Origin of the sequence: Roseibium hamelinense, from assembly GCF_007830545.1 — a bacterium.
Lineage (GTDB): Bacteria > Pseudomonadota > Alphaproteobacteria > Rhizobiales > Stappiaceae > Roseibium > Roseibium hamelinense.
In genome coordinates this window covers 1-12,116 of record NZ_VLLF01000001.1, presented here as the reverse complement: position 1 = coordinate 12,116, position 12,116 = coordinate 1, and the positions used below count along the sequence as shown (strand labels likewise).

Genomic DNA, 12,116 nt, shown 5'->3' with positions numbered 1-12,116 from the left:
CCTGCGCAAATCTGACGCTCATTGGAAAATCGGCCGATCAGCCGAGCCCGAAGTCATCCCGGAAACGATCAATCTGATGCATCCGCTCGTGGAGGATCGTGACAATACCGATATCGCCGTTCGAGAGATGACGCCAGTAGACGAAATGGCGCTCGTAGCGAAAGAAGAACCCTTCGACGCCGAACTCGGCCGGGATGGGCTTTGAGGCGACACCGTGGGCGGCGATCTTGTCGAAGGCTGCGAACAGGCCGGTGATATATGTTTCGGCCTGATCGTCACCCCACCTGTCGCTTGTGTAGCGGTAGATGTCATCGAGGCGGTGGGACGCCCCTTCCTGGATACGGATGGCGGGCATCGGATCAGGCCCGGTTCCGCGCGATCACCTCGGCTGCGGTCAGAGGTTTGTACGTCTCCTCCGGGGCTGCGAAGGCATGGGTCAATTCCGCCTTCAGCCGATTGAAGGCTTCGGCCTCTGCCCTCTCCTTGTCACGCCGGATCAGGTCGCGGATGTATTCGCTGACGTTCTCATAGGATCCGTCATCACCCACATTGGCTGACACGAAGTCACTCAGGGCCCCACCAAGGCGGACGGTCATCGTGGTCGTTCGGGACATGGCGCAGCACCTCTCATCTCTCCTGTATTCAATATAACCAAAAACGAACGCAAAACAAGAGAGGATTTCCCCCGTATGGCTGTCGCACATCATTCGCGCCTCAGCCGTCAGCCTCATCGACAATGTGGCGCCCCGCCAGCGCAAGCACAACATAGAGCACGGCATCCGAATGCCGCGCGAGGGCGATCAGATGATCACCGCTCGGCCCCCGCTCGCCGGCGAACCAGTACTTCACGGTGCGTTCGCTGGCGCCAGTCCAGCGCATGGCCATCTTGATCGCCCGATGCGTTTCGCCCAGCTCTTCGTGCAGAGCCATCGCCAAGGCGGTTCGATAATCGGTGGGTTCTTCGACCAAGTGCACAAATGTGCCCATTTTCGGCACAACTGTGCCCATCTTCACGCGCATCTCCACGTCCTTCTTCGTTAAATGATTGAAGAACCATGAAAACGGCGAGTGCCGATTTTGTCCGTGACGGGTCATTGGATCGCGTCCGACGGCTACAGCTACTTGAGGGGCGCGGCGATGAATTGGAGTTTGAGGCCTGACGGCCGGGCAAACGGAAAGACCTTGCCCGTTTTGGGAAACGACTTTCCAGAGGCGCTTGTGTCAGATGGAAAAATATCAGCCAAGCAACGCTTGAACGGCTAAAAGGAACATACTGTTTGAAAAGCGGTCGAGACAACAGAACGGACGGAGGCGACAAGGCCGGGCAGGACATCCCGGCCGTCGCCTATGTCCGGATGTCGACCGATCACCAGAAGTACTCGACCGAAAACCAACTCGACATCATCCGAAATTACGCCACCGCACGGGGCCTGACCATTCTGCGCGTGTTCGAGGACTCCGGCCGGTCGGGATTACGGCTGGACGGCCGCGAAGCGCTGCAGAACCTGATGGCCGAGGTCCAATCCGACCAAGCAGACTTCAAGGCGATCCTCGTCTATGACGTCAGCCGCTGGGGTCGGTTTCAGGATGCCGATGAGGGCGCATACTATGAACACGTCTGCTCCCGTGCCGGAATCCGTGTGCACTACTGCGGCGAGCAGTTCGAAAACGACGGCAGCATCGGCTCCAACCTGCTGAAGACCGTAAAACGCGTGATGGCCGGCGAATACAGCCGTGAGCTTTCGGTGAAGGTATTTGCCGGGCAATGCCGCCTGGTAGAGCTTGGATATCGCCAAGGCGGCGCGGCCGGGTACGGGCTTCGGCGCGTGTTGATCGACGAGCACGGCAACCCGAAGGGTGAGCTGTCGCGCGGCGAGCAGAAGAGCCTGCAGACCGACCGTGTGATCCTGGTCCCCGGCCCAGAGCAGGAACAGCTGGTCGTCCAGCGCATTTACCAGATGTTCGTGAATGAGGGGCGGCCCGAGCGCGAGATCGCGGAGGTTCTGAACGGCGAAGGGCTCCACACCGATCTCGACCGGCCGTGGACCCGGGCGACCGTCCATCAGGTGCTGACCAACGAAAAATACATCGGCAACAACGTCTTCAACAAAGTATCGTTCAAGCTAAAGCAGCGCCGCTTCGTGAACCCGCGGGACATGTGGATCCGTGCCGAGGGCGCCTATCCGGCCATCGTCGACAAGGCGCTATTCCTGCGCGCGGGAAATCGTGGATGCGCGCAGCCGCCATTTCACGGACGAGGAACTGCTCGACGCCCTGCGGGCGATCCTGAAGCGGCAGGGCACGCTGTCCGGCCTGATCATCGATGAAGAGAACGACCTGCCCTCGTCCAGCGCTTACCGGAGCCGATTTGGCAGCCTTCTGCGCGCCTATCGCCTTATCGGCTATGAACCAGAGCGGGACTACCGCTACATCGAGATTAATAAGGCGCTGCGCGCGGCCCTCCCCCAGATCGTTGAGGGAATCGTGGACGGCGTGGCCATCCAAGGTGGTCGCGTGGTGCAGGACCCCGACACGCAGCTGCTGCGCGTGAATTACGAATTCACGGTTTCGGTCGTTCTGGCCCGCTGCCAAGCGACGGCAGCGGGCTCCTTGCGCTGGCACATCAGGCTCGACACCGGCCTGGTTCCGGACATCACGATTGCTGTGCGGATGAACGAGACCAACGACGCACCGCGCGACTTCTACCTGCTGCCCAGCATCGACATGACCGACGCGCGCCTGAAGATGGCCGAGCAGAACGGGCTGTGGCTCGACGCCTATCGAACGGAAACGCTTGACGATTTCTACGCCCTCGCCGGGCGGGCGAAGGTGACGGAGGTGGCATGATGGCCAAAAGCGCGGAAGAAACTCACCCTACGGAAGTCACCCTGGTCCCGACCGACAGCATTCGGGTTCTCAATCCACGGGTCCGAAACCCCAGGGCATTTGCGGATATGGTGGAAAACATCGCCAAGATCGGCTTGAAGCGCCCGATCACCGTGACCCGCCGCACCGACACGGATCCGCAGGAGTATGATCTTGTCTGCGGTCAAGGTCGCCTCGAAGCCTTTATCGAGCTGAAACAGACAGCCATCCCGGCCATCGTCATCGACGCCGATGAGTCCGACTGCCTGGTAATGAGCCTCGTCGAGAACTGCGCTCGCCGTCAGCATCGCCCGATCGATCTGATGCGGGAGATCGGCACGCTCCGCGAACGCGGCTACAACGACCGGCAAATCGGCGACAAGATCGGCGTTTCGCCGGACTACGTCGGGATGATCGCGGGCCTTTTGGAGCGCGGCGAAGAGCGGCTGGTGACGGCCGTCGAAACAGGTCTGCTGCCGCTCAACCTCGCCATCGACATATCGAAGACCGATGCCGAAGGGGCGCAGCGTGCGCTGATGGACGCCTACACGCAGAAGAAGTTGCGAGGGAAGAAACTCGCGGCGGCCCGGCGCCTGATCGAACAGCGCGAGGCGCGTGGAAAGAAGATCCATCCCAAGCAATACGGACGCGACAGTCGAAACCGGCGACCTCTGACGAGCGAAGCGTTGGTGCGCGCCTATCAGAAGGAAGCGGACCGTCAGAAGCTTCTGATCAAGAAAGCGGAACTGACGCAGGGGCGGCTCCTGTTCATCTGCCAGGCATTCCGGACCCTCCTTGAGGACGATCATTTCGTGACGCTGCTGCGTGCGGAAGGCCTGGAGACCCTGCCCAGCTACCTGCAGGACTCCCTCGCCGAGGGGGCAGCGCCATGACCAAGAAGGTTCAGCTCGGCTTCGAGAACGATTGCGTCACGATCCCGGTCGCGGACATCCTGCCCGTCAGGGTCTTGAGCAAGTCCATCAAGTCCAGCCGGAAATACACCCAGATCACAGCGTCGATCCACGAGATCGGTTTGGTCGAGCCGCCGGTGGTCGCGCGAAACGGGGATGCCAGCGGCAGCTGGCTGCTGCTCGACGGACATGTCCGGATCGAAGTCCTGAAGGATCTGGGTCAAGAACAGGTTGAATGCCTCGTGTCGACCGATGACGAGGCCTTCACCTACAACAAGCGGATCAGCCGCATCGCGCCCATTCAGGAGCACCGGATGATCCTGAAAGCGATCGAGCGCGGTGTCTCGGAGGAAAAGATCGCGGCGGCGCTTGATCTCAACCCGCGCAGCATCCAGCGGAAGGTCAAGCTGCTCGACGGCATTTGCCCCGAAGCCGTAGCGATCCTGAAGGACAATGCGTGTACCGCGGCCGTTTTCATCACGCTGCGCAAGATGATCCCTTTGCGCCAGATCGAAGCCGCCGAGCTCATGGTGAACGCCAACAACTACTCCGTCGCCTATATCTCGGCGATCCTTGCCGGGACTCCGAAGACGCAGCTTGTCGAGGCGAACAAGCCCAAACGCATCAACGGTGTCACACCGCAGGCGGTCGCCCGGATGGAAAAGGAGCTTGCCCGACTTCAGGAAGGGATCACACAGATCCAGGACACCTAAGGCCAGGACCATCTCCAGCTGACCGTGCTCCGCGGTTACGTCGCCAAACTCCTCGGGAACGCGCGCGTGGTTCGGTATCTGATGCAGACGCGCCCTGAGTTCCTGACCGAATTTCAGACCATCGCCGAGATGGAGTCTGTGGTGCCGGCCGACGCGGAATAGCCAGCGCCTTCGATCCGATGGGGACCCGGACCCGATAAGCGCGGGGACCGCGGGAGACGCCGGACTGTGGGCCGGATCGAGCGCGGCGGTGGGGATGGCGGCCAAGGCTATTAGTCCATGAAAACCGCGGCAAGCAATGGGGTACGGAAGTCATCGAACAAGAGTTCGAACGAAAACGGACGTAACCCATCTGGACTTGAACGGCGGCAAAGTCCCGCATAGCCGCGATTACCACCTTCCATCGACCCAGTTCGCCACGATCAGCCCCGGCACGCTGTCCAGCGCCCGCTCAGCATCGCGGTCAAGATCGAGCCGCTTCGGCAGCTTCACTTGCGGGACCAGCAAAAAGATTGGCGCGGTGACCTGGTTGCGGCCGGTCTTTGCGCGCGACGCCACCGCCTGGGGATCCTTTGGAGCTGATGGGAGAGTATTCTTCCAGGCTCGGCAGGAACGGCCGTCGCGGGACGAAAATCGACGTGACCCGAGGTCTGGCCTATCGCCGGACCGGAGGGAAAGATGCGCGGTCCATTGTAGACCCCGAGGTCCGTCATCGCTTTCAGCGAGTCCACATTGCCGCCAGCGTCGCGCACGGTGGTGAAGCCGCGCATCAGCGCTCTCTCGTTCGCCTGGGCCGCCAAGAGAAGGTGATAGGCGTGGTCGGTACCCATAGCCACTTCAAACGGGATCTCGGCGTAGGCGGAATGCCAGTGCATGTCGATCAGGCCGGGGATCAGGGTGCGTCCACCGCCATCGATGACGCGCCCCCCGCCACCGCCAAAGGCTCCGGCGAGATCTCGGTGATGATGTTGCCGGTTATCACGACGCTTGCGTCTTCGATGAGGTCTTCACTGACCCCATCGAAGACGTTCACGTTTTCGATCAGGATCGGTCCGGCCGGCTCCTCTTGGGCCCACGCGAGGTTAAATCCAAGCAGAACGCCAACTGCCGCGGATAGGATCCTCTTCATATCATCCCTCGTGTTCCATTTTTGTCGTTCTCGAAGGCTGCCTGTTCGGTTTGAGCCTCGCCGTTCTCAACCGAGCTGCCCCGGAAGTGGGCGGAGGAGAAGACTATTCCTCTGCGTATAATGCCCAGTCGTAAGCCGCCCGTGCGATTTGCGCGATAACTTGCTCCTTCGCCTCGATCGAGGCGGTGTTGCGGTTGTAAACCGCGATCACCATCGTCCGCCCGTCAGGCAGTCGAATCCAGCCCGCATCATTGATCGAGTCATGGCCGGTTCCGGTCTTGTGACCAACGATGGTCCCTGGCGGCAACATGCCTTGCAAGCGCGCTTTGCCTGTTCGGGTCTGCTCCATGATGTCGATGAGGATCGCGGTCCGCTCTTCATCGAGAACGTCACCCGCGAGGAACCCGGATAGAAGCCGCGCCATGGCGTTCGGTGTGGTCGTGTCCCGCGGATCGTCCCACAACGGGGACTCGATCGGACGGATGAAGAATCCCATCACGCCACCGGGCTCTGTCGCCTTCTCGTCGAAAAAGTCCACGACCTCGTCGAAATCATCGAACTCGTAAACATCCACAAAAAGACCGTTGAGATTTCGCGCAACGCTAATCTCGTCGACACCCTGTTCACGCACGAATGCTTCGACGCTCTCGGGACCTCCCATGACGCGCATCATCGTATTGGGAGTCGTGTTGTCGCTGTCGACGATGGCAGTCCAGATGAGGTTGTAGAGCGTCGTCGTCGTGGGAGCCTGCGGGAAGGTCAAATTCACGGGAGACATCACCGAAAGATCGTCTTCCATGATCGTGATCTGAGACTCGAGCGTCATCTCTCCCTCGGACACCCGGTCAAGCGCCGCCATCGAAACCAGTGTCTTGACTGTGCTCATCATGGGGAATGAACGGTCCCCGTTGATGAGATCGATCGGCGGCTCTCCAGGAAACGCGATGCTTGCTCCGACGCCCTCTCCGACAGTCTCAGCTATGCGCGAAACCTCTGAGCGCAGTGTTTCAAGGGAGTCTGCGAGCGCAGGGCCACTGATGAGCATGGCGACCCCAAGCAATACCGTTTTCAGCTTCATAGGTGCGTTTCCTCTCTCTGTACTTCTTGAGTGGCGGTTTATTTATCCACGCCAATCAATTCCAAACGCCGCCAAGTTCTCCATGGCGCATGTTCCTGCTCGAGGCGTGCGGTATCGCAGTCGAAACCGTGGATCTGCAACAGCTGCCAGATGCAACCCGAGAGCGACTGCAGCGGCTACGGATCGCCCCAGTGGGCACGAGACGGGAACTTCCCCGTTGCGCGTTCACTCGCAGCAAGGGATCACGCTGGCATCGTAGACGGGTTGCATGTTCGGCACCCCGCCGCCGAAATCTGTTGGAACCGCAACGAAGGTGCGCTCCCACGCTTCTACGTCGAGCGGCTCGAACAGGCTGTCGCGCGGCTCATGGCGGATCGGCTGGCCGGGATTGACATCACGCAGGACCTCGCCGCCATCGACGACCACGACGCCGTTCACGATCACGAATGGAATGCCGGAGGACGGCAGATTCCCCTGCGCATAGGTGGCGTTGTCGGTCACGGTTTCCGGGTCGAAGATCGTGATGTCGGCAACCATGCCCTCTTGCATCCGGCCACGCTCCTGCATTGCCTTCAGGCCGGTCTCACCCAAGGGGCGGGCAGAATTGTAGCTGCATTGAGCGAGGGTCTGCATCAGCGGGATGTCGTTCTCCCGGCCCAGCCGAAGCGCACGGGCGTAGGAGCCGGCGCCTCGCGGATGCGCGTTGGGCAGGTCCTCGTACGGCGTGTCCCAGGTGATGCTGCCATCCATGATCGGCATGCCATCGGACGCGATCGCCACATCCGGAAGCTTGAGCCAGTCGACGATAGCCTCCTCGGGCATCTTGTAGACCAGCACGAGGCGCGCAGGCTCCTTGGCAATCATCTCTGCCCGGCTTTCCGCCGTGTACCATTCGCCCGAAATGGCGTCCTGGATGGTTTCCTCGTACTTGTAGCCCAACTGATCCACCCAGACTTCTGGCTCGAGGAACACCGCGTTCAGAGCGGTTGATCCAGCGGCATAGGGGTAGAGTTCGCCCCAGACGTTGTGACCTTGCGCGCGAAGCCGAGTGAGCAACTCATGCACGAGGTTGTAGCCGGGATTGTTGAAGTGGCAGGCGATGGCCGGCGCACCCAGAGAGGCTGCGTTCGCCAGCATCTCCTGAATGCCGTTGGCCTCCGAGGTGTCTGTGCCCGGCGTGTAGCGGAAGTGGAAGGCGGAGGGGCGGCCGTAGCGGCCCGCCACGCGCTGGATCTCGAACACCTCCCGCGCGGACGCGCCGTCGCGCATGTAGCCCAGCGTCGAGCCCATAGCGAGCGCGCCAGCGGCCATTCCCTCGTCGATCACGCGGAGGATTTCGTTGCCCTGGTCGATATCGGGGCGGGTGAGCGCCCAGCCCGATTTGTCGCTCCCGCGCGTGTTGAGCGCCTCCGGCGTATCGATTGCGGTGTTGCCGTCGAGCACGAGCGCACGCGCAAACTCATGCGCGCTGGCGCAGCCATAGTTGATCTGGTTGGTGCCCGCACGCTCAGCGTACCAGGCGTCGACCATCGTGCCGAGCGTGCCGATCTCGAGGTCCATGACGGAGGTGCGGCCATCCAGGAGCGCGAGCTTGTTGCCCATCGGCCGGGGCCAGTGGAAATGCGTGTCGATGAAACCCGGTGCCACGACATGTCCGCTGGCGTCGATCTGCCGGCCGCCTTCCAGGTCGTCAGCCGTGATGGCGACGATCCGCCCGTCCCGAACGCCGACATTGGCGACCTGGTCGAACCCGGTTTCGGGGTCCATGACCCGCCCGCCGCGGATCACAAGGTCGAAAGGCTCAGCGGTCTGTGCAGCTACGCTACCTGCAGTGCTCACGAGGGCGGCACTCGCCGCGAGGGTCGTATTGAACTCCCGACGCGTTAATTCCGAACCGCTCATCTCTTCATCGACACTCATGTCTGTTCCTTTGGTTTGGAACGCTTCGGGCACGAAAGTTGCCAAGGCGCGTTCGAGGGGGTCGCGTTGGAAGGTTGGGGGGCGTGCTGTCTTCGCCTCTATTCAATGATCTCCCGACGGATCGGTTGGCCGTGTGGGGCATCTAGGATGAGGCTTCCGTCCCGAACGACGAAGCCTCCGTTCACCAGCACCGTCTGCACGCCGACGGCGGTCTGGTTGGCGTTCTCGTAGGTGGCCCGGTCGGCGATCGTTTCGGGGTCGAACACGACGATGTCGGCGTCCATGCCCACCTGCAGGCGGCCCTTGCGACGCATCTGCGGCACGAAGTCTTCCAGCGTCTGCGCCGGCATCAGCGACATCTTGCGGATCGCCTCACTCATCGATAGGAGGCCACGCTCCCGGACATAGGAGCGCAGGATCTTCGCGTAGGCCCCGGCCGATCGAGGATGGGCGAACACGTTGTCGGGCAGCGGCCATTCATCGCCCGTGTAAGTCTGGATGGTGCCGTCTTCGTCGAAATAGGACCAGAACGTTGCATCCGACGCGATCATCGTCGCGGGATGGGTGATCGACATGTCCAACAGCGCCAAATCGTCAGGTTTGCTCTCGTCGAGGAAGTGCCATGTGATGAAGGTGCCCGGCTCGTTGGCCTGGTAGTCCTCCAGTTCCTCCTCGGTCATGCGGTCGTCGCCGAGCTGGAAATTCTCAGCCGTCGACTGCATCCGGTCGCGCCAACCCGGTCCCGTGAACATGGCGGCGCCGACGACGGTGCTCGCCGCGCCATAGGGATAGGCTTCCACGGTGATATTGATGCCCCGCGCCTGTGCCTCTTCGACAAGCGAAAGCGTTGCCTCGATATCCGCCAGCGACGAACTGTTGATGTGGCAGATATGCATGTGTGCGCCCGTGATCGCGGCATTCGCGATCAGTTCCTTGATCGCCTCGAAAGAGCTTTGTGGCTCTGTGACGCTGGCGTACCGGACATGGGTGTATGTTGCCACGCCATATTCGTTGGCCAGTTCCGCCAGTGCGAAATATTCCTTCTGCCCGTATCCAGGCGCGTAGCCCGCATTGATACCGATGCCCAAGCCGCCTTCCCGCAGCCCCTGCTCGACCAGATCCAGAATGCGCGTGGATTGGTCCTGATCGGCGATTTCCATCTTCCAGTCATTCTCTGCCTGCGCATCCTGGAAAAATGCGACCGTGGCCAGCGGGTCGGTATTGTCGAAGGTTGCGATCCGGCCAAAGGTCCAGCCTGCGGCCGCCCCGTAGTTGATCGGCAGGTTCTTCGCCGCCTGATCCTCGTACCATTCGCCGATGGGCAGGACGCCGGACTCGAGCTCCAGCTGGGTCGTCACCCCCTGCATCGCCTGCATCCGGGCGTCGCCGATGCTTTGCCCGTGGGCGTGCAGGTCGATGAACCCCGGCGAGACGACGTGCCCCGTGGCATCGATCACCGTATCACCTTCCAGCGGGAACTCGCTGATCGCGGAGATGCGACCATCTTCCACGCCGACGTTTCGGATTGCATCGAGGCCCGTCTCCGGGTCGATAACGCGCCCATTAAGGATCACGACATCATTCGCAAACGCTGCGGTTGTGCTCGCCAGGAAGACGGCGACCGTACTGATGGCGCGCCAGGCTTTTCTTGCTGTCACAGGCAGTCTCCCTTCACCTACCGCCACCTTCCAGAGTGGTGGCCTGTCGCGAAAGATGCTAAGCACATCTTGAGCCGGGTTGCTTACCCCCACAGGACAAGCAAAGTTAAAACCTGTCCTCAAAAGCGCACACCCCGAGCATTTGTACGCAAAAGCGGGTATTGGTGCGCGCAGATCTCTCACCGGGGGACAGCCGAATGGTCTCTGAAGGGATCGTGTTCAACCGCGCGCTACAGCTTCGCCCCTTCCTCGACCTGTTCGAGAAGCGCGGCGGCCAGGCTGCCCCTGTGCTCATGGCTGCCGGCCTCGACCGGGTCGACCTCAACGACCCGGCTGCGCTGATCAACGGCAATGCGCTCTACAAAGCCGTCGAGGAAATGGCCGATGCGCTCGGCGACCCCTACTTCGCGGCACGAGCAGGGGCGGCTTTCGTGGAGGCAGGACCCGTCTTCGTCCGCGAGAGCTATGCAGCAGCCCACACCCTGGCCGAGTTCCTGCCATTGGCCATTCTCGAACTGGACCGGCAGATCAACAACGTTCGATACTCCCTCCAGATCTCTGCGGATATTACGCTGATACGCGCAGTGAGGAGCTTCGTTCCGGCGGCACCCATCGTTCAGGCGGATGCCGCGACTGCGAGCCTTTGGGTGACCTTGCTTCGGCTGGTGGTCAAAGACGATTTCGACCCGACCCGGATGACGGTCATTGCTCAGGAGGGCGCAGGCATTCCGCCGGAACTGCTCCCGAAATCCTCATTCCTGAGACGGAAATGGAATGGTGTCCAGATCGGGTTCCCTTCCGAGTGGCTGCAACGTCCGCTAGCATTGAACTGGCAGATACCGACCACCAAGCGCGGAGAGTTTCGTGATACATCCCAGGGCGAGGCGATCCTGATTTGGGTCGAACAAGTCTGCATTCAAAGGGTACACGAAAAATCCTTCGATCTGGACAGCCTCGCCCATCATCTTGGCGTTCATCCAAAAAGCTTGCAGCGACTACTTGCCGAACTGGGCACGTCGTTTCAGGAGATCCGAGATGAGGTCCGGCGACAGAAAGCGCTGGACTTGCTGTCGCAGTCTCAGCCCGCATCCAACGGGGAGATTGCCGACGCTCTGGGCTTTTCGAGTGCGGCCAGCTTCTCGAGAGCCTTCAAGCGCTGGATCGGCGTCTCGCCTTCGGATTTTCGGAAGACCCTATGAGCCGTTCGCGTCCACCCCTACGCGCGCACGGCGCTGTGCCAAGGTCTGGCCCCATATTTCGTCGCTAAGGTTTGCGCGGATTGGCGGCGGCTGATTCAAACTCTCGAAAGAGGGCGGGACAGAATGCGCCGTCAACGCAACCTGATCGAACGCTTCTTCAGGCGATCTCCGCGGGCGAGAAGTTCGGCCAAGCCAGCTTCGTGGATGCAGCCCACGACCGTGCGAGAAGCGGATGGGTCGGAGACCCCGCTGCCACGCTTCGAAAGGCACCTGTTGTGCGCCGAGGATGGCATGTTCCCAGAGGACTGTTGATTTTCACCGAGAACTGCCCCGGTATTTCCACCGAGAATTGACCCGCCTTTTGTGTATGGAACGGCAGTTACGCCGTGGTCAAGATTTTGGTTTCCTCCCTTCGTTGTCGGCCTGATTTGCGGTGCTGTTTTTGAAGCGGAAGCTTTCGTTTCCGGTTTCAAGGATATGGCAGTGGTGGGTGAGCCGGTCGAGCAGTGCGGTGGTCATCTTGGCGTCCCCAAAGACTGATGCCCATTCCGAGAAGCTCAGATTGGTGGTGATGATGACGCTGGTGCGCTCGTAGAGCTTGCTCAGAAGATGGAAGAGCAGAGCACCGCCGGACGCGCTGAAC

The 12,116-nt window shown here is 61.1% G+C and carries 15 protein-coding genes; 5 read left to right on the top strand and 10 right to left on the bottom strand.

Going from position 1 to position 12,116, the window contains the following annotated elements; translation table 11 throughout:
* Positions 1–37: 37 nt before the first annotated feature.
* From JM93_RS00060 to JM93_RS00050, 3 genes are all read right to left on the bottom strand, one after another.
* Positions 38–355, bottom strand: a complete 318-nt coding sequence (locus JM93_RS00060; protein WP_145340029.1) for a type II toxin-antitoxin system RelE/ParE family toxin — start codon at positions 353–355, stop codon at positions 38–40.
* A gap of 4 nt (positions 356–359) precedes the next feature.
* The gene (locus tag JM93_RS00055) at positions 360–614 is read right to left on the bottom strand and encodes a ribbon-helix-helix domain-containing protein (protein ID WP_145340028.1); all 255 of its coding nucleotides are present in this window, start codon (positions 612–614) and stop codon (positions 360–362) included.
* A gap of 100 nt (positions 615–714) precedes the next feature.
* The gene (locus tag JM93_RS00050; protein WP_208994832.1) at positions 715–1,095 is read right to left on the bottom strand and encodes a hypothetical protein; all 381 of its coding nucleotides are present in this window, start codon (positions 1,093–1,095) and stop codon (positions 715–717) included.
* Between the two features lie 182 nt (positions 1,096–1,277).
* Between JM93_RS00050 and JM93_RS22320 the strand changes: the two genes are divergently transcribed.
* The 4 genes from JM93_RS22320 to JM93_RS00035 are packed head-to-tail and all read left to right on the top strand — an operon-like array spanning position 1,278 to position 4,489.
* Entirely contained in the window at positions 1,278–2,327 is a 1,050-nt protein-coding gene (locus tag JM93_RS22320) for a recombinase family protein (protein ID WP_341873613.1), read from the top strand.
* Complete coding sequence (locus JM93_RS22315; protein ID WP_341873612.1) at positions 2,227–2,847, top strand: hypothetical protein; 621 nt, start codon at positions 2,227–2,229, stop codon at positions 2,845–2,847. Before JM93_RS22320 ends, JM93_RS22315 begins: the two co-directional genes overlap by 101 nt.
* Positions 2,844–3,758 carry a plasmid partitioning protein RepB C-terminal domain-containing protein gene (locus tag JM93_RS00040; RefSeq protein WP_196220703.1) on the top strand — a complete coding sequence of 305 codons (915 nt, stop codon included), beginning with the start codon at positions 2,844–2,846 and terminating at the stop codon, positions 3,756–3,758. Before JM93_RS22315 ends, JM93_RS00040 begins: the two co-directional genes overlap by 4 nt.
* Positions 3,755–4,489, top strand: a complete 735-nt coding sequence (locus tag JM93_RS00035) for a plasmid partitioning protein RepB C-terminal domain-containing protein (protein ID WP_341873611.1) — start codon at positions 3,755–3,757, stop codon at positions 4,487–4,489. Before JM93_RS00040 ends, JM93_RS00035 begins: the two co-directional genes overlap by 4 nt.
* 390 nt (positions 4,490–4,879) lie before the next feature.
* On the opposite strand, the gene JM93_RS21640 is transcribed toward JM93_RS00035, so the two are convergent.
* The 6 genes from JM93_RS21640 to JM93_RS00015 form a co-directional block, all read right to left on the bottom strand.
* Complete coding sequence (locus JM93_RS21640) at positions 4,880–5,047, bottom strand: DUF6441 family protein (RefSeq protein WP_170230450.1); 168 nt, start codon at positions 5,045–5,047, stop codon at positions 4,880–4,882.
* Positions 4,978–5,364 carry an amidohydrolase family protein gene (locus tag JM93_RS22360; protein WP_208994831.1) on the bottom strand — a complete coding sequence of 129 codons (387 nt, stop codon included), beginning with the start codon at positions 5,362–5,364 and terminating at the stop codon, positions 4,978–4,980. Before JM93_RS22360 ends, JM93_RS21640 begins: the two co-directional genes overlap by 70 nt.
* Before the next feature lie 17 nt (positions 5,365–5,381).
* Positions 5,382–5,618 carry a hypothetical protein gene (locus tag JM93_RS21860; RefSeq protein ID WP_208994830.1) on the bottom strand — a complete coding sequence of 79 codons (237 nt, stop codon included), beginning with the start codon at positions 5,616–5,618 and terminating at the stop codon, positions 5,382–5,384.
* 103 nt (positions 5,619–5,721) lie between these two features.
* Complete coding sequence (gene bla / locus JM93_RS00025) at positions 5,722–6,696, bottom strand: class A beta-lactamase (RefSeq protein WP_145340027.1); 975 nt, start codon at positions 6,694–6,696, stop codon at positions 5,722–5,724.
* Positions 6,697–6,921: 225 nt separating this feature from the next.
* Positions 6,922–8,616: an amidohydrolase family protein gene (locus JM93_RS00020; RefSeq protein WP_208994829.1), complete on the bottom strand. Its 1,695-nt coding sequence runs from the start codon at positions 8,614–8,616 to the stop codon at positions 6,922–6,924.
* 98 nt (positions 8,617–8,714) lie between these two features.
* Positions 8,715–10,274 carry an amidohydrolase family protein gene (locus tag JM93_RS00015; RefSeq protein ID WP_145340026.1) on the bottom strand — a complete coding sequence of 520 codons (1,560 nt, stop codon included), beginning with the start codon at positions 10,272–10,274 and terminating at the stop codon, positions 8,715–8,717.
* A 197-nt stretch (positions 10,275–10,471) separates the two neighbouring features.
* On the opposite strand from JM93_RS00015, the gene JM93_RS00010 reads away from it, so the two are divergent.
* Positions 10,472–11,473, top strand: coding sequence for an AraC family transcriptional regulator (locus JM93_RS00010; RefSeq protein WP_145340025.1), 1,002 nt, complete (start codon positions 10,472–10,474; stop codon positions 11,471–11,473).
* 390 nt (positions 11,474–11,863) lie between these two features.
* Here the strand turns inward: JM93_RS00010 and JM93_RS00005 are convergent.
* Positions 11,864–12,116: ATP-binding protein (locus tag JM93_RS00005; RefSeq protein ID WP_170230452.1), on the bottom strand; the 253-nt coding region annotated here is incomplete at its 5' end.